Below are 25,005 nucleotides of genomic sequence, written 5' to 3'. Positions count from 1 at the left end.
GCTACACTAGCGAAAAAGTTCGTTCAGATCGGTTTCGGCGATGCCCAGCCGTTGTGCCATCTGCGTGATATACAGTTTCTCGGCGATATGCAGTTCACCATCGCAGCGTGCTAATGCCACCATCTTCATCAATAAACCGACTATCTCCTCAGGTTGGGCAGCTAAGGCTTCATAATCAATTGTGAAATTGGTATTGGTGTGGAGCACAGCGAGCAAGATACGCGCTTGTTGATCGCTCAGGCCCGATTCTTGGAACGTTTGGGACAAAAAGGTCTGTTCTTCCGGCGTGACGTTGCCGTCGATTTTGACCAAGTTGTTGAGGTCTGCTATTCGGATGCGGTACTGTGCATAGCAGATGCGCTGTGCAAAGGCATTTAACCATTCCTCAGGTTGTGCATCCTGTTCTGACACAATCTGAATGTCTTTGTTAAATATCTCGACCGCTTTTTGGCCGATTTGATTGGTTGAGGAGTACGACCACGCGGCCACTGCCACAGCTCCGACGATAGGGAGCCATTTGCTGATCGTCGCCTTAATCAAGCGTTGGGTGACTTGCCAGGCGAGCAATTTGATAACCTGCTGAATGACGCGAAGCGAGGCTCGGCGGACGAGGATTTTGCTCGCATGCATTGGTGAGCAACGATATACCGCCCGCACCTAAGGCTGAGCCGAAAATTCCCAGCAGTAATTCAACGGTGATGACATTGTCTTTACCGTAAGCCATCCCGATGTCATAGAGCATCGCTACTTGATTGCGAATGATAAGGCCAATTTCCGGGACTACCGCTAACAGCCCGAACGAACCAGGAATCAATCCTAAGCCACCCGAGATAGCCATATTGCTTACGGCATATGCCGAGATGATCCCTGGTATGTCTTGTTGGGCTTCGGTTGCTGCGCATAATGGCGCTTTCGCTCTTCAATAACCCGGCTAAAGATGTTCGTCATCAGATCAATAACGTGATGTTGCAATTCGTTCTGTGGATCATTAGTTGGAAGCATGAGACTGCTCCTGGGTCAAAAGACAATAGTAGCCGCCGATCGGTCTTCACACGCTTACTCTATAACGGCTCATCCGTGTTTGTGAAATGTGTTACGGGAGTATTACAGCCAAAGAAAAGAACGGTTTCGGCTAGTAAATTGCGGATATGACCAGTCGGGGCAATTGGTATACGTACTCAGAGCACGTACCTATCGATCAGTTCAAAAGCGGCTTCTGCAATCGAGAATGGATCAAGCCCAAATGCGCGATAGAGGTCATCACGTGCTCCCGACTGACCAAATTGGTCAACACCCAGGGCGCGCAGTGGTGCGCCGTGGATGGAGCCGAGCCATGCCAGCGCGTGTGAAGCGGCGTCGTGAACGGTCACGATGGGCGCGTTGCGTTCGCTGGGCGGGATGAGCCAGCTCATATCGCTGCCCTGTTTCCATTGCTCGAACACACGGCGGGCGCTGGTGAGGTTGATCACATTCACAGCTACCCCTTCACGGTGCAGATACTGGGCTGCTGCTACCGCTTCGGGCACGAGTGTTCCACCGGTGACGATCTGCACGACCGGCGCACGTAGATGATCGTGGTAATCGGCGCGGTCGATCAACCGATAGCCGCCACGCAGAACTTGTTGGCGTAGTTCGGCGGCACCGAGCCGGTCGAGGGCCGGTTGGAGTAGGCTTTGGTCGATGGGGCGGGTCGAAAGGCGAAGATAGCTCGCCGATCCGTTGGGATCGATACAGAGGCGGAGCGCCTCGCGCAGCAGCCACGTCGTTTCAAGGGCAAAACACGGCTCGAAGCTCGCCAGATTGGGCAACTCAATCCCTAACGAGGCTGTGACCGATGACTGGTGCGCGCCGCCTTCGGGCGATAAAGTAATGCCGCTGGGAGTACCGACGACAATAAACCGCGCTCCCGAATAGAGGCCGTAGATAAACGCATCGAGGCCGCGGCAGACAAACGGATCGTAGACAGTGCCGATCGGGATCAGCGGTTCGCCAATTAGATCACCCGCCAAGCCAAACATCCCCAGCAGCATAAAGAGGTTCATCTCAGAGATGCCCAGCTCAATATGCTGCCCACCCGGCCAGCGTCGCCAGCGCAACATGCGATAGGCTTCAGTCTCAAAATCCGGCTCTTCGTGGCGGGCAAACACCCCAGTCTTGTTAATCCAGCCGGCCAAATTGGTCGAAACTGACACATCCGGCGATGCGGTCACAATCCGTTCGCGCAAACCAGCAATATCGGCGACGCGCACGAGAAAGCGGCCAAAGGTGTCTTGGGTGCTGACCATGCCACTGGCCGGCACGGCAATCTCGTCGGGCAGGGGAATAGTCACGGCAGGCGCAGTGTGATCGGGCGCGCCATACAGACGGGCCGCGGCTTCAGCGCAGAGCTGGCCACCGGGCGAGTTGGGTGGTAAGCGATCCCATTCGTGACCGGGGGCGATGCCGAACTGTTCGCGCAGCGCCTCGATCTGTTCGGGTGTGAGCAACATCGAGTGATTAAGCGGATTGCCGGCAATGGGCAATCCCCAACCCTTAATCGTGTAGGCAAAGATGATGGTTGGCCGGCGCGGTTCAGCATCGGCGGCAGCAAGCGTCTTGAGTAATTCCATCACATCATGACCGCCGAGATTTGCCAGCGTCGCCGGCAACTCCTCATCGGGAACGGTGGCGAGCAAGCGGGCAAGCCGCTCGTCACCGTTGATCAGGCGAGGGCGCAGGTCGGGGCCGGGCAAACGGATGAGAGCCTGATACTCCTCGTTACTCATCTCGTCGATGCGAGTGCGCAGCACATCGCCACCCGGTTGGGCAAAGAGTGTTTGCAGACGACAACCGTATTTAGCTTCCAATACACGCCAACCACTTTCGGCGAAGAGACGCTTAAGGTGCGCGGCGCGGATGCCAGGTACTACTCGGTCGAGACTCTGCCGGTTCAGATCAACGATCCAGAGCAAATTATCGAGTTCGGCGAGCGCCGGATCGATCACAGCCTCCCAGACATTGCCCTCATCGAGTTCGGCATCGCCAACGAGAGAGATAAAGCGTTGGGTGGCGGGCCGGTTGAAATGAGAGGCGGCGTATTGTGCGCTGAGGGCGGCAAAGGCCGGGGCGACTGCACCGAGGCCGACCGAGCCGGTGGAAAAATCGGGCGGATCGGGGTCTTTGGTGCGCGAAGGGTACGCTTGGAGGCCGCCAAACGCGCGCAATTGGGTGAGGTAGCGCGCATCGAGCCGGCCCAACAAATATTGCAGCGCGTGATAGACCGGCGAAGCGTGCGGCTTGACCGACACCCGATCACCGGGACGCAAGTAGTGCAGATAGAGTGTAGTCATAATCGTGACCATCGAAGCCGACGAAGCCTGATGACCACCCACCTTCACCCCGTCGGGATTATGGCGGACATGGTTCGCGTGGTAGATCATTAAGGTCGCCAACCAAAGCACACGCTGTTGCACCTCTTCGATGGCGCCGATCAGCGCGGGCGTTAGTTCAGTGCGGGGCATACATTGCTCCTTATCGAGTCAGTGTTGTCGGGGTCACTGATATTATACCTTATGCTGGCGGGCACCCAAGGGCACCCACGAGGGGTCCCCAACAGGCACCTATGACACGACATAATTGGAACGATGGCGCTCTCTTTGCTGCGAGCGTCTAACTCCCGCCGTCCAAATGTATGTTCATCATCGCAATGAGATGCAGTTGTATCAAGAAACGATTAAGAGCGATTGAATAATCGTTTAAGTGCTTCAGAATGGGTAGAAACGCTCCTTGATTCACTTGCCAAAATGTCGTATCTACGGTACTATGCGCATGCCCATACCAGCATAAATGTCGGTTTGTACCTCGCGGTCTGTGTGTTCTCTGTTAACCGACACCGTGACGATTGGCGGTGTAGCGAGCGTTGGTTGTTCGTGACTTGAAATGGAGACCATACCTTATGGAGAAGATCTCACGTCGGCGGTTTCTCAAAGGGACGGTTGCTCTCGGTGCTGGCGCATTGCTTTCGATCTACAGTGATGGCAGCTTCCGGCTAGCGTTGGCGCAGGAAAACCCTGCGTTTCGCATGCGGATTCTGCACACGAATGATCACCATGCCCGGATTGAACCGGTGTTCAGTGGTAACAATCCGGTTCACGGCGGTGTCTCGCGCCGTAAAGCATTAATTGACAAGATCCGTCGCGAGACGGCAATGCCGACCTTACTGGTTGATGCCGGTGATGTATTCCAAGGGACGCTCTACTTCAACCAATACAACGGCATGGCCGATCTCGAGTTCTATAACGCAATTGGCTATGAGGCGATGGCCGTCGGCAATCACGAATTTGACAAGGGGCCGCAGGCGCTGGTTGACTTCATCACGCGGGCCAAATTCCCAGTGTTGAGCGCGAATATTGCGGTTGCCGCCGGCAATCCGCTGGCCGGCTTAATCAAGCCGCGCACGATTATCGAAAAAGATGGCCGGAAGATCGGCATCTTCAGCCTCACCCCAGAAGACACCGGCGTGCTCTCGAACGCCGGCTCCGGCATTAGCTTCACATCGGCGATTGAAGCGGCGCGGCAGCAGGTTGCTGCGCTGAAGGCGGAAGGTGTCTTCACGATCATCGCTCTGACCCACGTCGGTATTAATGTTGATCGCCAGATTGCACGCGAAGTTGGTGGGATGAGTCTGATTATCGGCGGTCACTCGCACACCCCGATGGGGCCGATGAACAATGTACGTACACCGCCGTACCCCGAACTCATCGCTGGGCCGGATGGTAAGCCGGTGGTAGTTGTGACCGACTGGGAGTGGGGTCGCTGGTTAGGTGACATCACCGTGGCCTTCAACGCTGCCGGTACGGTGATCGATTTGCAGGGTAATCCAACCGAAATCTTACCGTCGCTACCGGCAGATCAAGGGTTCGAGAATCGGATTGCCGTGTTCCGTGGCCCTCTCGATCAGTTGCGTGCCCGCGTGGTTGGCGCAACCGCAGTTGATCTCGATGGTAACCGAACCAACATCCGCTCACGCGAGACCAATCTGGGTAATCTAGTGGCCGAGGCGATGCTGGCGAAGGCACGTAATTCAGGAGCCACTATTGCCATTACCAATGGTGGCGGTATCCGAGCGTCGATCCCTGCCGGTCCGGTAACTGTCGGCCAGATTTTAGAGGTCTTGCCGTTCGGTAATACGCTGGCGCTCGTAACACTCACCGGGGCACAGATCATCGAAGCGCTTAACAATGGCGTAAGCCAGGTTGAGAGCGGCGCCGGTCGGTTCCCGCAAGTGGCCGGGCTGCGCTTCACCTACGATCCGTCGCTACCTGCGACGAGTCGGGTAACCAGCGTAACCGTCGATGGTAAACCGATTGACCCGAACGCCGACTATGTTGTTGTGACCAACAACTTTATGCTGACCGGCGGCGACGGCTACAGCGTCTTTACCCGCGGGCGCAATCAGGTTGACACCGGCTTCATTTTGGCCGATGTGGTAGAGGAATACATTGCGGCCAATTCACCGGTCAATCCGGCGGTTGATGGGCGCATTGCTATCGGTGCAGCACCGGCAACGACACCGGCGCAGCCAGAGACGCCGACGCAGCCGGTGCCGGCAACGCTGCCTAACACAGGTGGCGAGCTCGCACCGTTAGCATGGCTGGCCGGCTTGGGTGTGGCGGCGTTGGCAGGTGGTGCAGCGCTGCAACGTAGTGAGAGGGAGTAAGAGGTACTACCGAGGACACCCACAAGGGGTGCCCCAACACGGGCACGGGCACCCACGAGGGGGTAGCCACAAGGGGGGCACCCACAAGGGGGCCCCAACGGGCACTCACGAGGGGGGCACCCACAAGGGGGCCCCAACGGGCACTCACGAGGGGGGCACCCACAAGGGGGCCCCAACGGGCACTCACGAGGGGTGGCCGTACTACAGATCTAAGCCTCCATCAACCGGCAACACCTCACCGGTGATAAAACCTGACTCGTCGGAGGCGAGGAAGAGGTAAGCATATGCTACATCTTCGGGCGTGGCCAGCCGGCGGAGCGGTGTGCGACCCTTAAACTCATCGAGCACCTTTTCGGGCACATGCGCGATCATATCAGTCTGGGTAAAGCCGGGAGCCACCGCGTTTACTCGGATACCACTTGGTCCGAACTCGCGCGCCCACGTCTTTGTCATCCCGATCACGCCGGCCTTCGAGGCGACATAATTGGTCTGGCCGAAATTACCGTTGAAAGCGACGATCGAGGCGGCGTTAATGATCGAGCCTTTGCCCTTTTCGAGCATAATCGGCGCGACATACTTGGTGCAGAGCCAAACGCCCTTCAGATTGACATTAATCACCGCGTCGAACTGCTCTTCGGTCATCTTGACCATACGAGCATCGCGGGTGATACCGGCGTTGTTCACGAGAATATCAACGGTACCGGCCCATTCGACAACTCCCTTGACCATCGCCTCCACCGAAGCTGCTTGCCCGACATTCACTACAAAGGCCTTCGCCTGTCCGCCAGCCTCAAGAATCGCGTTAGCAGTCGCTGTGGCTGCTTCCTCGTTAATATCGGCGACGGCAACTTTCGCTCCCTCTTTGCCGAACAGGAGCGCCGTGGCACGGCCAATGCCCTGCCCACCGCCGGTTACGATAGCAACTTTTCCGCTCAGGCGCATACCGTTCTCCTTCTGGTTTTTCAAGCGTCAAAAATGCTGGCTGCGACGAAATTGAGAAAACAAAGAGCCCTAGCATCGTCGTTAGCAGACAACGACGATGCCAAACAGTGTCTGACTGACGTGACGGGAATGCTAGTTGCTACGCTCGCTCAGCCATGATTCGATCTGAGGCCATGCTCGCTTGCTGGCACCACTACCGACCATAATGCCGATATGACCACCTTTCAGTTCGATCAGCTTCTTATCCTTACTTCCGACGCGATCCATCACCGAGCGCGACTGGCAGTTGGGGACGATATGGTCCTTGTCGGCGATCACATTAAGCAAGTTTGCCTTGATATTGGCAAGATCAACGACGCGCCCTTCCATCATGAGCTTATTTTCCATCAGCCGATTTTCGCGGAAGAACTCAACGACCCATTGGCGGAACGCAGCGCCGGGAAAATCAACATTATCGGTCACCCATGTATTCATGGCAAGCCATGCCTCGACCACAGCCGGGTTATCGAGGTTATCCCACAGCTTCAAGTAGGTGCCGATATAATTCTCGACCGGCTTCAGCATCTTATTGCCGTATTCGATGATAGCGGCGGGCACATTCCCGAACTGGCGCACCAGTTCATCGACGTTGTAGTACTCGGTATTGAGCCAGCGGCTGAAGGTACTCCCCTCTTTGTCGCTAAAATCGATTGGCGCAGTCAGCAAAATCAGGTTACGCAGCCCATCATCGGGGCGCATCGCTGCATAAATGGTGACGATTGTCGCTCCGATGCACCAACCCAACATGCTAAACTCGTTCTTGCCGCTGTGACGCTTCATAGCCCGGATTGCACGGGGCAAAAACTTCAGCGAGAAGTCCTCAAAATCGTAATGTGCATCTTCCGGGCCGGGGGTACCCCAGTCGAGCAGATAGACTTCGTAGCCATGCTTAAGCATGAACTCGACGAAGCTGTTACCGGGACGCAAGTCGAAGATATATGGCCGGTTGATCAGCGCGAAGACCAAAAGCAGTGGGATCGGTTTGCGCTGCTCCGGCGGCACCTGCGGATAGTAGTGGTACAGGCGCATCTTATTCAGCGCCCAAATCTGCTCTTTTGGCGTCTGACCGACCGCGACTTTGATACGATTGGTCGCAATCCGGGCAGCCATATCGCTGCTCTTCGTGGTGCGCTCAATCTCCTTCAGCAACTGCTCGGTCATCCGCTCGAAATCGATCGGTGCAGCATCTGCACTAGTCATGGCAAAACACTCCTACTCTTTATCTTCAGTCGTCGTCTTGCGGTTACGAGCAGTCGGACGGGCAGCCGCGATGGCGGTCAATTGCTCTTCAATTGCGGTGAGTTTTTCACCGATCATGCTCACATCGGTCGGTGTCATTGGACCAGCAGCGGCCAAGGCTCGGACCATATCGGTCAACTCATCGAGTTGGGCTTGCATATCATCAAGCCGAAACTCGATGTTGGTGAGCCGGCTGGCTAATGAGATTACCTCATTGCGCGAAGGCATCTGGGCTTGGGCCAGATACCGTTCCATGTACTGTTGTACTGCTTGCTGAATTGGGCCAGAGACGGCGAGAAGGGCATCGAGTTGGGCGCCTATTGCTTGTGAGAAGGTCTCGGTATTGACCATTGCGGTGAGGCTCTTGGCCCATGCGTCGAGGCTGGCGTCACGCCATGCCCGCCACGTCCCAATCGGGTCATTTGGGTCGAAGCCATTCGGTGGCTGTGTCATTGCCAATCTCCTTTGATGGCGCGCCATCAAGGCGCGTAAATGCGCGGTTCTGTGCGTAGGGTAGTCAACGTAGTTACAGCATGGTTACATATAGTATACATTCCTCTTGACATGATGCAGTGAAGCTATCTATACTAAGGGTTGAGAGTATTTAGAAGATTGGCTAACTATCTATGGAACAAGCCATCACCCGCACGCTTCACGCCTTGTCGGATCCGACCCGGCGAGCGATTCTCCAGATGCTGAACGAGCGCGACATGACAGCGGGCGAAATTGCGGCACGGTTTGCGATCTCGGCGCCGAGCGTATCGCACCATCTCAGCGTGCTCAAGGCGGCGGATCTGGTGACTGCCGAGCGGCATGGCCAACATATGATCTATCGCCTGAATACAACCGTGTTGCAAGAGGTGTTGACTCTGTTGATGGACCTGTTCAAGGTTGGCGCAGATGCCGATACACAACGAAAGGAGGGCGGCCATGCGTAATCTGCGGTTCATGATTGTCATCACGGCGCTGATGTGGGTGTTTGGCGCAGTGATGCTACCCTTCATCCCCGATCCGGCGCCAATTCACTGGAATGCAGCCGGTGAAATTGATGGCTATGGCAGCCGGTGGTTTGTGGCCTTCTTTCCACCGGCGATCGCTACGCTCATGGCCGCACTCGCGCCGATCTTGCCGCGGATCGATCCGCACGGGCAGGGGTATGTCGCCTTTGCGCGCACATACGCGCTGATTATGAATAGCCTCATCATCTTTTTTGCTGTGATTCATGTCATCACCGTTGGTGGAGCGGTCGCTTGGCCGATCAGCGTCCCGCGGCTGATCAGCATTGGGGCGGCGCTGCTGATTGCGGTCTTAGGAAACGAGTTAGGCCGGGTGACGCCAAACTATTTTGTCGGCATTCGCACCCCGTGGACGCTGGCCGATCCGGAGGTGTGGCGGATCACGCACCGGGTCGGTGCGCGCTTGTTCGTGGCCGGCGGCTTGGCGTCGGCGCTGGTCAGCCTGTTCGTGCCGGAAGATTGGCTGTTTGCGACCAGTTTTCCGTTGATCATTGTGCCGGCGTTGGCGACCATCCCGTATTCGTACATTGTGTGGCGGCGGCTGCACCGGGCCGGCTAGCCGCGAAAGGAAACACTGATGGCTGCGCTGAATTGGCGTGGGTTAGGTTGGTTTGTTGGTTTAAGTGTGGGCTTGGCGTGGTTGTGCTGCGCGCCATTGTGGCTGAGCGAGGCCGGTCTGGCCAATCCGCTGGCGTTGCCGCTGATGCTGGCGATGATGGTCACGCCGGCATTGGCGACGTTGATCGTAACCCGCTGGATTAGCCCGCCGCCGGGAGGAATCGTGAAAGCGACCGGGTTGGGGATCGGCAAAGGCCGGCGCTGGGGCTGGTACTGGCTGTTTGCGTGGACGGTACCCGGACTCATGATGGTCGTTTCACCGTTTGTCAGCGCATTGTTCGGCGTCTACGATCTCGATTTGTCATTGTCTGGATTTCGCGCCCTGCTCAACGCAGCGGGTGCGGGTGAGGCGCTAACCAATATTTCGTTATGGCCGATCGTGATCGCGCAACTAGGGGTGGCATTGGTCGCCGGGCCATTGCTCAACGCGGCACCAGTGTTTGGCGAAGAATGGGGCTGGCGGGGGTATCTCTTGCCGCAGTTGTTGCCGCTCGGCCAATGGCCGGCGTTGATCATCAGCGGCGTGATTTGGGGCTTGTGGCACGCGCCGATCATCCTGCTCGGCTACAACTACCCGACTAATCCGGCGCTTGGCGTGGTGATGATGACGGCGTTCTGCGTGTTGGTAGGCATCATACTGGGGTGGACGAGGCTGGCGACAGGAAGCGTCTGGCCGGCGGTGATCGGGCATGGCAGCATCAATGCCTTTGGTGGCGCAATTGCGCTGTTTACCCGCGAAGGGGCGACAGTTGACACGATCTGGGCGACGGCGCTGGGCATCACCGGTTGGCCGTTGTGGGTGGTCATCATTGTGGCGCTTGTTTTGACCCATCGGTTGCCGGTTGCCGATCCACCGGATCGAGCTTTGCAAGGAGTGATGACGGTCAAACCGACGTATTAACATCATTGTACGTTGCGCAAAGAAGGTCGATCTGCAATGATCAAGTTTTATCGTTATATGCAGCGTAGATTCTTACGTCTGCGTCTCATCCCGTTTGTTGTTCTTTTGTACAGCATTGTGTTCGTTGCTGCTTGTAGTTCTGGTTCACCCTCTCACAAGCTGCTCGTCTTCGAGTGCAGTGGAGGATTTGCCGGGTTTGATGATCGGTTAACGGTCGATCTGGAAACAGGGAACGTTCGTCTCCAGCGGGGGAAAACGGTGATGACCGCAACACTCAGCACTGCGCAACGTAACAGATTGCAGACAATCATCGCTGCCCTGAATGGAGAACGTCTCGCAACAACACCTGTCCCTACGTCACCCTGTTGCGATCGGTTGAACTATCTCATTCAGATCGATACTGTAGTTATGCGCTTCACCGACGCCAATGTTCCTACCGAGTGCCGGTCATTGCTTGAAGTATTGAACGCGATCATTTCGGATATCACCTCACATCGTTCGTTACCGTTGTCTTAGCACAGAGAGGGAGCGTATGCGACGGCGCGATGATGGTCACAGGTTGCTCTACTCCGTGCGGTAGATCGTCGCCTGGTGTCGGGTGGGTTGGCAGATACATGCCGGCCCGCCCGTTATGTTTCTGCGAACAACCGTACCATGTGGGTAGGCGTAGCGATCCCCTCGTGGTGAAGACGGGTGTGTAATCGTTTAATGAACTCGTGGCGCAGGAGAAACTGATCGGTAAAACTTTGTCCACGTAAGACGACGGTGAAGCGGATGCCGGTAGCGTCGATCGTGTTAAAGCGCACCAGCGGCTCAAACGTGGCGACTCCACCGGTCGTCGTGGTTAACACCTCACGAGCCACCTCCAAAGCAATAGCTTCGGTACGCTCCAGATCGGCCTCTGCACTCACAGCAACATCAACCAGCACCGCTAGCTCCGGTTCAGGGCGGCTAAAATTCGTCACGATCTGTGTAATCATCTGTGCGTTAGGAATAATGATGATGTTGTTAGCGAGCTGACGAATGTACGTGTCGGACCAGCGAATATTGGTGACAAATCCCTCTTCACCGGAAGCGAGCCGAATGTAATCACCGGGCTTGACCCGGTTCGAGACGATGATCTGTACGCCGGCGAAAAAGTTTGCTAACGGTTCTCGTAAGGCAAGGGTCAGACCAAGGCTCGAACCGGCAATAACGGTGAGCACCGGGCTAAGCGGCACACCATAGCTTATTAAGAGGGTGCCACCGACCGCAAGTGCGCCTAACCCGCGTAGCAGATTCTGGATGAGCGAAATGTTACCGATTTGGCGATGACGAAGGTACGAGTCGACCAGATTCGTGATCAAACGCACGATCAAGATTGTGATCGCCATTATCCCGGCGAGATCGAGAAGAGGCTGGATGGCGGTGATGGTCGACTCGGCGAGGAAGTGGTTGGCAACTTGTTGGAAGATCAGAAACAAGGTCCAGAAGGTGAATTGTCCGCCGAGTGCGATGGCAATGGCTTCGATAACGATCCGGTTACGAGCGTCGGCCCACCGTTGGATACGCCGTCGGACGATCCAGTCAACGGTAATGCTGATGACAAGGGCAATACCGACGAGAATGACAGGTGCAAAGCCATTGATTTCGTTAGTAATCATACGGTTATCATATCATAGTTGCAGGATGTGATCGGTCGAGCGCAGGCGTTAGCGGTGAGTGAATAACAGCTTCTATAATACATTGCATGTCTCTCCGCTCTGATGCAAGGAAACCGGTATGGAGGATCAACAACGTTTGCGAGATCTGCGCCGGATGCAACTACTAGCGACCGGTCTCTTAGTTATGGCGGGCATGCTCTTTGTGGGTTCCAGTATCTGGCGTGATGCTATGCCGTGGATACCGTATGTCCGTGCCTTTGCCGAAGCGGCGATGGTCGGTGCATTTGCAGACTGGTTTGCGGTTACGGCGCTCTTTCGTCATCCGCTAGGCATACCGATCCCGCATACGGCAATCATTCCAGCCCGCAAAACACGCATTGCGGTGAGTTTTGGTCGTTTTATCGAGACGAACTTTCTCGATCCCGATCAGATTACCGAGCGCATCTGTCGCCACGACCCGGCGACTCGCCTTGCGCATTGGTTGCGGAACCCCAAACGGGGTGAACAGGTAGCCGATCTCGCTGCGGAGGCGGTGAGTGGCGTGTTGCGGGTGGTGAACGATGAGGATGTGAGTCAGGCGCTGGCGAACGGTTTGAGCCGTTGGTTAGAAACGATTCCGGTGGCACCGTTGCTCGGACGTTTATTAGGCGTATTGCTGGCCGGTGGGCATCAGCGCGATGTGCTCATGCAGATTGTGAGTTTATTAGCTGAGGTCATAGCGAGCAACGAAGTAGAAATCCGGCGTCGTATCGCCGGTGAGTTGCCGGTGTGGGTCCCGCGGATCGTCGACCAACGCATCTACGAACGGTTATTGGAGGGTGTACAGCGTTTGTTACGCGAATTGCGTGAAGATCCTGATCATCCGCTCTACCAGCAATTTACCGCGCTGATCGATCGTTGGATCGTTAATCTGCAATTTGATCCGCAGATTCAGCAACAAGGCGAAGCGTTGAAGCGCGAAGTGTTGGTGCATCCACTCCTCCGTGAATGGGCGGAGGCGAGTTGGCGTGATGTCAAACTGACGTTGCTCGAGCAAAGCGTGACGCCTGCCTCACCGTTGCGTCGTTCAATCGCGCCGGCCGTTACCCAATTTGCCGACATCCTTGAACGTGATCCTGAATGGCGGGCAAAAATCGAGCGGTGGCTCACTGCGGCAGTCGCAGCTTTGGTCCGACGTTACCGGCGGGCAATCGGTGAATTCGTGACTCAGATCATACATAGCTGGGATACGGCGGAAGTGACGCGCAAGATCGAATTACAATTTGGGCGCGATCTGCAATTTATCCGCATTAATGGTACCATTGTAGGGGGTTTAGTTGGTCTCATCATCTACAGTATTGCACAATTGCTACCGTAACCGAGCGATGGTGCTCATGCGCAGGGAGGCGTGTATGACCAAACAGAGCAAACAAACCACTATTGACGGCCATCGGCTGCATCCGGAAAGCCTGATGATGAGCTATGGCTATGTGCCAGCACTGTCAGAAGGCGCGATTAAGTGTCCGATTTTTCAAACATCAACGTTCGTTTTTCAGTCGGCAGAAGAGGGAAAAGCCTTTTTCGAGATTGCCTATGGTCTGCGCCTTCCCCACGAAGGAGAGGAGATTGGGCTGATCTATAGTCGACATAACAATCCCGATCTCGAAATACTGGAAGATCGACTAACGTTGTGGGATCAAGCTGAAGCGGCAGCAGTGTTCGCGAGCGGAATGGCAGCGATTACAACGACCCTGCTGACATTTCTGCGCCCCGGTGATGTGATTGTGCATAGCGAGCCAGTGTATGGCGGCACCGATTACCTGCTCAAACACATTTTGCCGGCCTTTGGTATCCGGCGGTACGGCTTTGTCTCAGGCGTTTCACCCGAACAGGTCGAGACTCAGCTCCGGCGGGCCGGGTTGTTTGACGCAGTGGGGATGATCTACCTCGAAACGCCGGCCAACCCGACCAATGCGCTGGTGGATATTGCTGGCTTCGCGGCGTTGGCGAAACGGGCGCCGCGCCGGGTGTTGACAGCGGTTGACAACACCTTCCTTGGCCCACTCTGGCAGCATCCATTGGCGCACGGCGCCGATCTGGTGCTCTATTCGGCGACCAAATACATCGGTGGGCATAGTGATGTGATTGCCGGTGTGTGTCTCGGTAGCCGCGAGCTGATCGCACAGGTCAAGGGTATGCGCACAATTATGGGCACGATGGCGGGCGCCCACACCGGCTGGCTGCTCTTGCGGTCGCTGGAAACGCTGAAGGTGCGGATGGAGGCGCAACAGGCCGGGGCACGGCGTGTAGCCGATTTTCTAGCCGGCCATCCCAAAGTGGCACGGGTCTATTATTTGGGTCATCTCGACAGTGATGATCCCCAATATCACATTTACCGGCGGCAGTGTTTGGGTCCGGGAGCGATGATTTCGTTCGATCTGCATGGGGGTGAAGCCGAAGCGTTTCGCTTTCTTAACCATCTGCAACTGATCCGTTTGGCGGTGAGTTTGGGAGGGACCGAGTCGTTGGCCGAGCATCCGGCAACCATGACCCATGCTGATGTCGACCCGGAAGAGCGGGTCGTGTTCGGGATCGGCCCGGCGATGATTCGACTATCGGTTGGGGTTGAGCATCCTGAAGATTTAATAGCCGATCTGAATCAAGCGCTACGTGTAGTCTGAAGTATAAAAAATTACGAATACAGTGATCATTTTCACAATGGCTGGCTTGACACAAATTGCAGATAGTTTCATCATGCTATTGCGGAATGTCAGCCGGCCATTGTACGAACGTTGGCAGTTTCGGCAGATAAACACGTTTGGGAATTGATAGCTTTGTATCGAATGAAAGCACGGAGGTAGGCGACATCGAGATGTTCTCACCCTCGACAGCCGAAGAAAACCTACGCGCAGTTGTTAGCCACGATGCTGATGGCGTGATCATTGTTGATCGGAGCGGTACAGTACGCTTCCTCAATCGGGCAGCCGAACAGTTGCTCAACCGTCACGGTGCAGAGTTACACGGGCAACTGTTTGGGTTCCCGCTCGTCCTTGGAGAACGCGCAGAAGTTGAAGTGTTACGTCCCAACGGTGATTTTGCTGTTGCTGAAATGCGGGTGCTGTCGATTGTTTGGGAGGGACAGGATGCGCTCTTGATCACGTTGCGTGATGTGACGTTCGAGCGACAGGCTGAAGCGGCATTGCGAGCTGCTGAAGCGTTCAGCATTGCCATTCTCAATTCCCTATCTAGTGAAATTGTGGTCCTCGATGAGCATAGTAAAATTGTGGCCGTGAATGATGCATGGATCGCGTTGGCGCGTCAGCATGGCTGTACCGACGTTACGGCAGTTGGGGTGGGCGTCGAATACGCAGCGGCCTGCGCAGCGATTGGGTTGAGTACTGCTGCTCCGGAGGTAGTTCAGGGTTTGCAGACGGTGCTTGCCGGTGAGCAAGCCGAGTTTACCTATGAGTATGCCGATACGGGAGCACAAGGTGAGCGTTGGTATGCCTTGCGGGCAGTGCCGTTGCGCGGTGAACAGCGCGGTTTAGTCGTGGCTCACCAAGATATTACAGCCCAACGCCGCGCGGCTCAAATGGCTGCTGAGGCAGCATTGCTGCGTGAGCAGGTCCGCCAAATGGAGCGCGAATTGATCAACGTTGAGGCAATGTCGCGTCCCGACGATCTGGTGCGTTCGCGGCTCGAACCGCTACGCCTACGGGCTCCCCATCTCTTCAACCAAGGTCTCGAACGGTATGGTGTGCTGCTGGAAGAAGCATTATCTAGTCGTATCCATCGCACATCGATGCCGTCATGGTCGGTGCGTATGTTGGGTGAATGGTTTGGTTCGGTTTGGGCGACACCACGCGATTTGATCGAGGTACATTTACAAGCAATGCGTGATCGGAGTCAGTACCACACACCGAAGAAATTGCAAGCCTATTTTGAAGAAGGTCGCCTCATATTGCTTGAATTGATGGGGCATTTGGCATCGTACTATCGCACGTTAGCCGCCGGTGACGTGGCGTCTCACGATCTAGAACGTTAGCGGTGGTGACAATCGTGCCTGCTGTCGGGATGATAGACTGTGAGTAAGATTGTTTTGCATCTTTATATCGCCGGTCAGACACCACGTGCCGAGCGAGCCATTCATACGCTCCGCCACATGATCGATCACGATTTGGCCGAGTATGAGTGTGAGTTGACGATCATTGATGTGCTTGCTGACCCTCAGCAAGCTGAGAATCAAAAGATTCTGGCTACACCAACCCTGATCAAAAGTTCACCACCACCATACCGGCGTGTGATCGGTGATCTGTCGAGTGTAGCCGATTTGCTCAATGTCTTAAACTTACCGCCACGAGCTTGAACCACGTTCGCCAATAGGCTTTTGATAAAGGAGAACACTGGTGTGCGCTGATCAGATTGAACGGCTCCCAACCGGTATTACCGGTTTTGATCATATCGCCAACGGTGGCTTACCGAAGGGCCGTACTACCCTCGTTTCGGGGACGGCAGGTAGCGCGAAGACCGTCTTCGCCGCGCAATTTTTGGCCGCCGGGATCAAACGTGGTGAGCCGGGAGTGTTTGTCACCTTTGAAGAGACACCTGAGGCGCTGCGACGCAACATGCTCGGTTTTGGCTGGGATATTGCCCGCTGGGAGGCAGAGGGTAAGTGGGCGTTTGTCGATGTGTCGCCACAACCCGAAGAAGAGCTGGTTGAACTGGGAGCGTATGATCTTGGGGCATTGCTGGCTCGGATCGAGCACGCGGTGCGTAGTATCGGTGCCGTGCGTTTATCGATGGATTCGCTCGGTGCGATTTTTACCCGCCTCAACGATTCGCGTGTGGTGCGGAATGAGCTATTCCGCATTGTGAGTACGCTGCGTCGTTTAGGGGTGACCGCCGTGCTCACCGCCGAACGCACGCAAGAATACGGTGAAATCGCTCGCTATGGCGTCGAGGAGTTTGTCTCGGATGATGTGGTGATCTTGCGGAACCTGCTTGAAGACGAGAAGCGTCGGCGCACGGTCGAGATTCTCAAGTTCCGCGGTACCTCGCATCAGAAGGGCAGTTTCCCCTTTACCGTCATCCCCGGCGAGGGTATTCACGTTATTCCGCTCTCGGCTATCGAGTTGAAGCAGCGCTCGTCAAGTGTCCGCACAACGTCGGGGAATGCCGAGCTTGATCGGATGTGCGGCGGCGGATTTTTCCGTGACTCGATTGTGTTGGTGAGCGGTGCAACCGGTACCGGTAAGACCTTGATGGCAACGACCTTTATGGCTGCCGGTGTCCGTCAGAATGAGCGCTCGCTGTTGTTTGCCTTTGAAGAGAGCCGCGATCAGCTCTTCCGTAATGCAATCGGTTGGGGGATTGACTTCGAGCAGATGGAGCGCGATGGGTTGCTGCGCGTCATTTGCAATTATCCTGAAGTGACCAGTCTGGAAGATCAACTGATCTTTATGAAGGCGGAGATCGATCGCTTCCGCCCGCAGCGCGTAGCCGTTGATAGCCTTTCGGCCCTCGAACGAGTCGCGACGATTAAAGGTTTCCGCGAGTTTGTGATTGGTCTGACCTCGTTTATCAAACATCAAGAGATGGCCGGTCTCTATACGGCGACTACGCCAACGTTGCTCGGTGGCTCGTCGATTACTGAGGCGCATATCTCTACCATCACCGACTCGATCATTCTGCTGCGCTATGTCGAGCTGTTCGGTGAAATGCGCCGTGGGATAACCGTGCTCAAGATGCGTGGTTCCAGCCATGACAAAGATATCCGTGAGTTTACGATAGATAGTCGTGGGATGCATATCGGGCGTCCATTCCGTAACATCTCTGGTATTCTGTCTGGTCAGTTTACCCATATTGCACCGAGTGAAATTGAGCGGCTGAGTGCCATGTTTCGAGATAGTGAAAGCGACAGTTCCAACAGTGAATCTTCTTCCTCAAGCTAATGCATGTTGCACGTTGTAGTACCGTATTGGTTGAGGAATATCCTGAACGATACCGGTCTTCTTATACCAGTGGTTCGGTACTGTTATCCCCATATCATCGAGATGATTATGAGTATGAACGGGCATAGGAGTTGATCCAGTGCAGGTTGATCAATCTGACTGCGAACAAGACGGTACTGTTGATCCAACACCGTATCCCGACCAACGCTCGTTACAAACAATTGTTGCCAATAATGTCAATGCGTTATTGGTACTGGATATGACCGGTACCGTCTTGTTCGCCAACGATGCTGCGCTGCGCTTGTTTGGTCGCCGTGCCGAGCAACTACAAGGTAGTTCGTTAGGTTTTCCCCTCCAACCTGACCTCACCGTTGATGTAGAGATTGTGCGTCCTGATCAATCGGTTGTTATTGTCGATCTGCGGGTTGAACCGATCGAGTGGTATGGTTTGCCGGCAATGCTGGCAGTGTTGCACGACATTACCGAGCGAAAACAGGCCGAGCAGTTGTTAATTGAGACCCAGCAGCTCCTTCATTCAGCACTCGATGCGCTGCCGTCGGCGATTGCAATTCTCGACCGCTACGGCAGGGTGTTGGCAGCGAATGTACGCTGGCTCCAGCTCGGTCCGTTACTAGGGGTTGATACGTTTGATTGTGCTGTCGGCGCTGCTTTCCTGGCGGCGTGCCAATTGGGTCGGGGACCGGCAGTTGTGATCGCTGCCGCGATTGAGCAACTGTTGGCGAGCGCGCAGGAACGATATGAGAGCGAGGTTGCTGCGGTCGATTCCACGCGACGTTGGTTGTCGGTGCGGGCGGTGCGGTTTGGTGCCGGTTCACGGGTGCGTGTAGTCATTGTGCTCGAAGATGTATCGGCGCGGCATCAGGCTGACCAGATTGCTCTGGTCCGTCGTCGGGTGCTCGAACTGATCGCACGTCAGTACGATTTGCGCACGATTGCGCGTGAGTTGTTACAGCTTATCGGTGAGCAGATGCCCGATCTGGTTTATGCGGCGTATGCGATACGCTCCGCAGGTGTTTTTGTGAGTTATCATCACGAGATTGTGCATGACGATCAACCAAACCTTGATCGGTTGGCCGAGCAGATACTGACGATGTCACCGTACTCTCGTCAGCGGATCGCTGAGTTACCGCTCGATTCGCCGGTCGGGCAACGCATGCAGGAACTCATACAGCTCCATGTCGTGAATCGAGCTTGGATTGCGGTTGTCCGTACCAATCGCGATCAGGCGGATGGTTGGTTGTTGCTGTGCCGACGGAACGATACGCCGCTAACCACCGATGAGAAACAAGCTATCGATCAGATTGAGCAATTGACGATTATTGCGCTCGAACAGCATACCACGCTCCATAAATTGGCCTATCAGGCGCATCACGATGCACTCACCGGTTTACCCAACCGGTTGTTGTTTGAAGATCGTTTGCAACAAGCCATTGATCTAGCCCGCCGAAATAACTCATTGGTAGCCGTGCTGTTTATCGATCTCGACCGTTTCAAGCATGTCAATGACACGCTTGGTCATGCAATTGGTGATCTGCTCCTCATACAGGTTGCGCGTCGGTTTGAGTTATGCTTAAGAGCGACGGACACATTGGCCCGCCATGGAGGTGATGAGTTTTTATTGGTACTGCCCGAAATAACATCACCCCAACATGTTGCAACCGTTGCCCGCCGGTTGCACGAAGCACTCGATCACCCCTTTTTTATCAACGGCCACGAGATTTTCGTGAGTGCAAGTATTGGGGCGAGCCTTTACCCCATTGATGGAAGTGATGTGGTGTCGCTGCAACGGGCTGCTGATATCGCGATGTATCGGGCCAAGCATACCTTGCGGAACAGTTTTCAATTTTTTGATGCGACGATCACGAACACATTGCTCGAACAATTGCAGATCGAGACACTCTTGCGACGGGCAGTCGAGCGCAACGAGTTACTGTTGCATTACCAGCCTAAGGTTGATCGCAGTGGTAACATAGCCGGCTTTGAGGCGCTCTTGCGCTGGAATAGTGCCGAGCTGGGGATGGTCTCACCGGTGCGCTTTATTTCTGTGGCTGAGGAGACCGGTTTGATTATCCCGATTGGTATATGGGTACTAACTGAACTGGCTCGCCAGGTGCGTGAATGGCAACGACAAGGGTTGCCGCTCGTTCCGGTGGCGGCTAATGTGTCGGCGTTGCAATTTGCCCACGTCGATTTTGTCCGACAGGTGGCTGATATTTTGGCACAGGCCGCGCTACCCGCCGGCTGGCTCGAGTTAGAACTCACCGAAACGATGTTAATGGGACAGATCGAAGATCTACGCCGTCAATTGACGGAGTTGCGGCGATTAGGTGTAACGCTGGCAATTGATGACTTTGGTACCGGCTATTCATCGTTGTCTTATTTGCACCGCTTGCCGATCAACATCTTAAAGATTGACCGTTCGTTCGTAATGCGCCTTGATCAGCGCGATGCAACCGTTGAGCGTAGCATCATCGATGCCATTATCGCTTTGGGGCATCATCTTGGGATGCAGGTGGTCGCTGAAGGAGTTGAAACAGAAGGTCAGTTTCAGCTATTACTGTGCGCCGGTTGTGATCTGTTTCAGGGCTATTACATCGGGCAACCGTTACCGCCAGATGAGACGGTGGCATGGCTGCGGCGGAAGGTGTAACGTTCTGCCGCAGCCACACGCCGATGGATTTACGATCGGCGAACTGCGGCTTTCAACAGACGCCAGATTGCACGGTGGCGCGGCATCACTTCAAAAATCTGACCGTTTTTGCCCTCACGGACGATGCGCAGTGCTAATGCAGCCGTCTCTTCAGCAGTAGTACCAAAGATGCGTAACACCCGTGGTAGTTGCTTGATCGCTTCGCCGCCGGGGCCAACCGTCTCGAAGTGATTGATCATATCGGTTGGTACCATGCCCGGCGTCAGTACGTTGAATCGTAGGTAGGGGTGATCCTGGTAATCGCGGGCAAAGGCTTCGGTTAGACGAACAATCGCCGCTTTTGAGGTACTGTACGCCGAAAGAAAACGTTGGGCGCGTTTGGCACCGCCGCCTGAAAGATTGATGATCTGACCGTTGCGCTGTTTAATCATGTACGGCAATGCTGCCCGACAACCGTAGTACGTGCCGAGCAAATTGACCTGAATGACCCGTTCCCACGCTTCCGGCGGTACGTCGAGCGCATAGCCGAACGGTCCTGAAATCCCGGCGTTATTGACCCACAGATCGATCCGTCCCATGCGTTCAGCCGCGGTAGCAGCTAACGCTTCAACTGCTAAGCGATTGCTGACATCGCAGCGTACACCGCTGACCTTGAGACCGGCGGCCTGTAGCGCGTGTTCGGCCTCAGCCAGATTGGCAGCGTTGGCCGATGAGATAACGACCTCTGCCCCGGCGCGCGCGAGAGCTTCGGCAATTGCGCGCCCGATGCCGCGACTGCCCCCGGTGACAACAGCTTTCATTCTGCTCAGATCGGTGGTGTTGTGCGCCATGATTCCCTCATTTAACACAAAACGAGTACTACTCTCGTCGGCGAATAGTCAGTCGATCTCCCTCACGTACTGCACGGATCGGTACACCACGTAACGTTGTCGGGAGTAGTAAATGGCGTCGGTATGGACCAAGCGATACGATCAATTCGTCGCCGCTAACACTAATGCTGAGGTCTTCGCGGGCAACGCCGGGTAAATACAGGCTCATGAATGGATCGTGGATTGGACCGATCGTGATCGGTGGTGGGAGAGGGATAGGTGGGTGGAACAAGCTCTGCCCGATGGTAGCGAAATGTGCCACGCTACCAGGAGTCGCCAGCAGCGGTAAGTGGAAGAGTGGTACGTTCGGCCAACGCGCTGCTAGCGCTGCTAGTACCGTTTCTTGCTCGAGCACCGATGCAGCCAACCCATGCCCATCACTGACCGTCGGTAGTAATGGGCCGACAATCAAGGCATCGAAGGTAAGACCGAACAGTGGTAACGCCGGTGCATACACCGTTGCTGACCGCAAGCCGGCCTGATCGGGATGGATGACCAAACGTGCTCGTACCCGTGCCGAGTCGAGCGCAGCGTCGCGCAACTGCTCAAACCGCACCCGCGCCTCTTGCATCCGGCCAATCTGCTCGAATGGTAAGAGATTGGCCGGTAATGCAGCCCGTGCTAACGATTCGCTTGATTGACCGGGGCCACGGTCGAGACCAAACAGTTGCCGCACGATCCAGCGGAAGGTGTCAGGGACGGACAAGGCCCGCAAGAGGACATCGGGTGGGCCGGCGTCGACGCAGATGATTCGGTAGCCACGTTGGGCATGGGTTGCGAGTCGATAGACGGCCAAAAACAGCTCAAGGCCCGGTAGGAGTGGCAAATCGCTCCCGTCGATTGGGGGGCCGGGTATGTTGATCTGGGAACGGAGTTCGGCCCATGTAATACTCAAATCGGTCAGCGGATGAAACGTCCACAAATCGAGGTTGGCTGTGATATGCGTCGGTTCAGGAGCAAGTTGTGCTCCAATGAGCGTAGTACAGGCATGAGTTGCCGTCAGACTGGCGAGCAGTGTCGGTTGATGTTGAGCAGCAGCGGCAGCCGTCGCTGTAGCCGCCGCCGCACTCGCTTCGCCGCTAAAAATGATGATCTGCGAGGTAGCAGGCCACATAGAGTTATCCGGTTCGTTGTGCCGACCGGCCAATATGCACATTCTTTTGTATTATATGCACATTTTCCCGAATTGTGTGCAAGTGAACTTCTGTCACTCAGCGATGGTGCATCGTGTTTGCCCGCATAGCCATCGTTGTTAAGACGACGCGATGACCAAACGGGTCTCCGACGTGCCATCCTGTTGGATGCTGCGTACAAGCGATACCGGTAGCCTGCACCCGTTCGCGAACCGGTGTGAGCGCTTCGTAATCTGGCAGCACAACCTCAAACCAGCGTAATCCGATTGCGTCAGAAGGCGCCGGCGGGATACCTCTGCCACGCCATGTATTCAGTCCGATGTGATGATGATAACCACCGGCTGAGACCATCGCCATTTGAAAACGGTGCATCACGCTCTGTACGTCAAACCCTAGCACACCATGATAGAATTGCACGGCTCGGTCGAGATTGGCGACGTGGAGATGGACATAACTGATACGAGTTGTGGAGTCAACCGGTGATGCGACCTCGTTAGGGGAGTGGATTAGACGTAAGAAGGCAGGGACATCGAGTGGTTCACGCCCATCACTTAAGCTACCATCAGTGCGGCGCGCGAAGAAGATGTCGTTCAGGGTCATCAAGGTAGGTCGATTTGGTCACGATGTGATCGGTTGGTGCGTGCGGATAGTTAGCTTGATAAAGTCGAGCTAAGGCATGGGCTAGTTCATATCGATTGGCTAGCAGAATGGCGAAGCAGGCCGCAAACTGTGCGATAGCGACGAGCGTGCGGTTGATGATACAAGACTAGGAGATCATCGCCACCTGCACCAAGATAGGCGACGCTACCATCACGGTGATGGAGGCGCAGTCCGATCAGGTGTTGGTAAAACGCCAGTGATCGCTCCAGATCGCTGATGGTGAGTGCAACCGTACCAATCTAGGTAGCAGGATGAAGACTGGTAGACATATGTATTCCTGTCCGATTCGCTGAAGTGTTGACCACAATGCGGTGTACCAGACGAATGCTACGATGAGCGTCGTAAAATGTTGAGCCATGATACAGGAACAATGCTGGGCGCGTGTCACTTTCCCACCGGGTATTTTAATAATTTGGTAACAATTTGGTACAAACGGATCATTATAGTGGAAAGGGAGGGGATAATTATATTTTGTTCAGCGGAGCTACCAATGCGCACTCGTCTTAAGCTCAAACCCGGCCAGCGTGGTACCAAAAAGCTGCAAGCACTGTATGGTGATCGCCTCATCTGCGTGCGTTACCGATACGATGCTGAGAATGGTCGTCGCCTGAAGACCATTGAGCTGATCGTAGAAGAAAAAGCCTGGATGCCGCGTGATCGGACCGACGATGACCAGCGTTGCTTCGACGATGTGGCTGCTGATTAGGTTCTGTCAAGGGATCAACCGATGTCCCGCTGATAACCATGCATTTCGTAAGATGCGTGATAGTACCGTTCTGCACGATCACACCGCTTTGGTGTCGTCTGACGATAGTTGGGGATGACCGGCTATAGGTTTTGCCGGTAGCGTCCGGTGCAGATGCACGCTACATCCGTTGGCACGATCACCAAACAAACGCGCGATGTGCTGGCACAGGCGTGCTCTTTAGCATGGATGAGTGACCGATAAGCACTGCAATCGCTGTCACCTTAGGCTCGTATCCAGCAGTGATACGAATGCCTGATCTGCTTCCAGATGATCTGAGCCTATGTGTTATCGTACCCCTGTCCTGGCGAGCGCAGCGAGACATCTTCGGAGTGAGCTGAATTGGAAGATTGCTCGCTGCGCTTGGAATAACAAAAGAGGACTACCGGGACGTAGGATGGTGAGCGCCGGACGTCATCCTCCCCGTGTCATGTCGAGCGAAGCGAGACATCGTTAGCCGGTCACGGTGAGCGAAGTGCATCGGATGGTAAGATTGCTCGCTGCGCGCGAAATGACAGCGGGGATGATGTGAAGATTGCTCGCTACGCGCGAAATGACAAGGGGGGCTGTCGGGCTGTGGGATGGTGAGCACTGCACTGTCCTGGCGAGCGCAGCGAGACATCTTGAGCCTGGTCACAGTGAGCGGAGTGTGCCATTTCATTGGCTATCGCGTTCAGGAAGGTCGCGCGATGATACACCGGTGTTGCGGTGTCAGAACCGATTATTGCGCACATTGCAGTGGTCGTCCCCTGATCGCTCATGCCAATCAGGTATGGACAACAAGGGCGCTCGTCGTGCCACTTGCGTAGTACGTCAGTCCGTGACGTATCATCGGTTCTCTTGCCTACCGGAAAGGCGCCACCGGCACACTCATTCGGCAGATAGAACTTAGCGTTTACCG

24 protein-coding genes are annotated in these 25,005 nt (G+C 55.3%); 12 read left to right on the top strand and 12 right to left on the bottom strand.

The window, feature by feature from the left end:
- Positions 1-6: 6 nt before the first annotated feature.
- The 4 genes from AC01ZF_RS11070 to AC01ZF_RS11055 all read right to left on the bottom strand — a co-directional run bounded on the left by AC01ZF_RS11070 (position 7) and on the right by AC01ZF_RS11055 (position 3,500).
- The gene (locus tag AC01ZF_RS11070; protein ID WP_424676824.1) at positions 7-567 is read right to left on the bottom strand and encodes a TerB family tellurite resistance protein; all 561 of its coding nucleotides are present in this window, start codon (positions 565-567) and stop codon (positions 7-9) included.
- Positions 533-838 carry a hypothetical protein gene (locus AC01ZF_RS11065; RefSeq protein ID WP_424676823.1) on the bottom strand — a complete coding sequence of 102 codons (306 nt, stop codon included), beginning with the start codon at positions 836-838 and terminating at the stop codon, positions 533-535. Before AC01ZF_RS11065 ends, AC01ZF_RS11070 begins: the two co-directional genes overlap by 35 nt.
- A 5-nt stretch (positions 839-843) precedes the next feature.
- Positions 844-1,002, bottom strand: a complete 159-nt coding sequence (locus AC01ZF_RS11060; RefSeq protein ID WP_424676822.1) for a hypothetical protein — start codon at positions 1,000-1,002, stop codon at positions 844-846.
- Positions 1,003-1,178: 176 nt separating this feature from the next.
- Positions 1,179-3,500 carry a transketolase-like TK C-terminal-containing protein gene (locus AC01ZF_RS11055; RefSeq protein WP_428113801.1) on the bottom strand — a complete coding sequence of 774 codons (2,322 nt, stop codon included), beginning with the start codon at positions 3,498-3,500 and terminating at the stop codon, positions 1,179-1,181.
- A 434-nt stretch (positions 3,501-3,934) separates the two neighbouring features.
- On the opposite strand from AC01ZF_RS11055, the gene AC01ZF_RS11050 reads away from it, so the two are divergent.
- Positions 3,935-5,698, top strand: a complete 1,764-nt coding sequence (locus AC01ZF_RS11050) for a 5'-nucleotidase C-terminal domain-containing protein (RefSeq protein ID WP_424676820.1) — start codon at positions 3,935-3,937, stop codon at positions 5,696-5,698.
- Between the two features lie 201 nt (positions 5,699-5,899).
- Here the strand turns inward: AC01ZF_RS11050 and fabG are convergent, their stop codons facing one another.
- The 3 genes from fabG to AC01ZF_RS11035 form a co-directional block, all read right to left on the bottom strand.
- Positions 5,900-6,640, bottom strand: a complete 741-nt coding sequence (gene fabG, locus AC01ZF_RS11045; RefSeq protein ID WP_424677229.1) for a 3-oxoacyl-ACP reductase FabG — start codon at positions 6,638-6,640, stop codon at positions 5,900-5,902.
- Between the two features lie 132 nt (positions 6,641-6,772).
- Positions 6,773-7,879 carry a PHA/PHB synthase family protein gene (locus AC01ZF_RS11040; protein ID WP_012615932.1) on the bottom strand — a complete coding sequence of 369 codons (1,107 nt, stop codon included), beginning with the start codon at positions 7,877-7,879 and terminating at the stop codon, positions 6,773-6,775.
- A 12-nt stretch (positions 7,880-7,891) separates the two neighbouring features.
- The gene (locus AC01ZF_RS11035; RefSeq protein ID WP_424677231.1) at positions 7,892-8,371 is read right to left on the bottom strand and encodes a hypothetical protein; all 480 of its coding nucleotides are present in this window, start codon (positions 8,369-8,371) and stop codon (positions 7,892-7,894) included.
- Positions 8,372-8,544: 173 nt separating this feature from the next.
- Here AC01ZF_RS11035 and AC01ZF_RS11030 point away from each other — a divergent pair, with 173 nt between their 5' ends.
- The 4 genes from AC01ZF_RS11030 to AC01ZF_RS11015 are packed head-to-tail and all read left to right on the top strand — an operon-like array spanning position 8,545 to position 10,969.
- On the top strand, positions 8,545-8,856 hold the full coding sequence (locus AC01ZF_RS11030) for an autorepressor SdpR family transcription factor (RefSeq protein WP_424677232.1): 312 nt from the start codon (positions 8,545-8,547) through the stop codon (positions 8,854-8,856).
- On the top strand, positions 8,849-9,493 hold the full coding sequence (locus tag AC01ZF_RS11025) for an SdpI family protein (protein ID WP_424677233.1): 645 nt from the start codon (positions 8,849-8,851) through the stop codon (positions 9,491-9,493). Before AC01ZF_RS11030 ends, AC01ZF_RS11025 begins: the two co-directional genes overlap by 8 nt.
- A gap of 18 nt (positions 9,494-9,511) precedes the next feature.
- The gene (locus AC01ZF_RS11020) at positions 9,512-10,453 is read left to right on the top strand and encodes a CPBP family intramembrane glutamic endopeptidase (protein ID WP_476575360.1); all 942 of its coding nucleotides are present in this window, start codon (positions 9,512-9,514) and stop codon (positions 10,451-10,453) included.
- 36 nt (positions 10,454-10,489) lie between these two features.
- Positions 10,490-10,969: a protealysin inhibitor emfourin gene (locus AC01ZF_RS11015; protein WP_424677235.1), complete on the top strand. Its 480-nt coding sequence runs from the start codon at positions 10,490-10,492 to the stop codon at positions 10,967-10,969.
- Between the two features lie 113 nt (positions 10,970-11,082).
- Here the strand turns inward: AC01ZF_RS11015 and AC01ZF_RS11010 are convergent, their stop codons facing one another.
- Complete coding sequence (locus AC01ZF_RS11010) at positions 11,083-12,096, bottom strand: mechanosensitive ion channel family protein (RefSeq protein ID WP_476575359.1); 1,014 nt, start codon at positions 12,094-12,096, stop codon at positions 11,083-11,085.
- 118 nt (positions 12,097-12,214) lie between these two features.
- On the opposite strand from AC01ZF_RS11010, the gene AC01ZF_RS11005 reads away from it, so the two are divergent.
- From AC01ZF_RS11005 to AC01ZF_RS10980, 6 genes are all read left to right on the top strand, one after another.
- On the top strand, positions 12,215-13,453 hold the full coding sequence (locus AC01ZF_RS11005) for a DUF445 domain-containing protein (protein ID WP_476575358.1): 1,239 nt from the start codon (positions 12,215-12,217) through the stop codon (positions 13,451-13,453).
- Positions 13,454-13,487: 34 nt separating this feature from the next.
- On the top strand, positions 13,488-14,756 hold the full coding sequence (locus AC01ZF_RS11000) for a cystathionine gamma-synthase family protein (protein WP_424677238.1): 1,269 nt from the start codon (positions 13,488-13,490) through the stop codon (positions 14,754-14,756).
- Between the two features lie 191 nt (positions 14,757-14,947).
- Entirely contained in the window at positions 14,948-16,120 is a 1,173-nt protein-coding gene (locus tag AC01ZF_RS10995) for a PAS domain-containing protein (protein WP_424677239.1), read from the top strand.
- 39 nt (positions 16,121-16,159) lie between these two features.
- On the top strand, positions 16,160-16,441 hold the full coding sequence (locus tag AC01ZF_RS10990; protein WP_424677240.1) for a circadian clock KaiB family protein: 282 nt from the start codon (positions 16,160-16,162) through the stop codon (positions 16,439-16,441).
- Positions 16,442-16,481: 40 nt separating this feature from the next.
- Entirely contained in the window at positions 16,482-18,026 is a 1,545-nt protein-coding gene (gene kaiC / locus AC01ZF_RS10985) for a circadian clock protein KaiC (protein WP_476575357.1), read from the top strand.
- 139 nt (positions 18,027-18,165) lie between these two features.
- Positions 18,166-20,697 carry a sensor domain-containing protein gene (locus AC01ZF_RS10980; protein WP_476575356.1) on the top strand — a complete coding sequence of 844 codons (2,532 nt, stop codon included), beginning with the start codon at positions 18,166-18,168 and terminating at the stop codon, positions 20,695-20,697.
- A 29-nt stretch (positions 20,698-20,726) separates the two neighbouring features.
- On the opposite strand, the gene AC01ZF_RS10975 is transcribed toward AC01ZF_RS10980, so the two are convergent.
- The 4 genes from AC01ZF_RS10975 to AC01ZF_RS10960 form a co-directional block, all read right to left on the bottom strand.
- Positions 20,727-21,527 (bottom strand): SDR family NAD(P)-dependent oxidoreductase, encoded by an 801-nt coding sequence (locus AC01ZF_RS10975; RefSeq protein ID WP_424677243.1) that lies wholly within the window; start codon positions 21,525-21,527, stop codon positions 20,727-20,729.
- Between the two features lie 28 nt (positions 21,528-21,555).
- On the bottom strand, positions 21,556-22,680 hold the full coding sequence (locus tag AC01ZF_RS10970) for an ArsA family ATPase (RefSeq protein WP_428113661.1): 1,125 nt from the start codon (positions 22,678-22,680) through the stop codon (positions 21,556-21,558).
- A gap of 97 nt (positions 22,681-22,777) precedes the next feature.
- A complete protein-coding gene (locus AC01ZF_RS10965) occupies positions 22,778-23,299 on the bottom strand; it encodes a VOC family protein (protein ID WP_428132308.1) in 522 nt (173 codons plus the stop codon).
- An 86-nt stretch (positions 23,300-23,385) separates the two neighbouring features.
- On the bottom strand, positions 23,386-23,538 hold the full coding sequence (locus tag AC01ZF_RS10960) for a VOC family protein (protein WP_428132326.1): 153 nt from the start codon (positions 23,536-23,538) through the stop codon (positions 23,386-23,388).
- A gap of 311 nt (positions 23,539-23,849) precedes the next feature.
- Here AC01ZF_RS10960 and AC01ZF_RS10955 point away from each other — a divergent pair, with 311 nt between their 5' ends.
- A complete protein-coding gene (locus AC01ZF_RS10955; protein WP_428113665.1) occupies positions 23,850-24,065 on the top strand; it encodes a hypothetical protein in 216 nt (71 codons plus the stop codon).
- Positions 24,066-25,005 lie beyond the last annotated feature (940 nt).

Source organism: Chloroflexus sp. (genome assembly GCF_056331925.1).
Note: the sequence above shows the minus strand (reverse complement) of the source record. Positions and strands in the feature narration are given on the sequence as shown.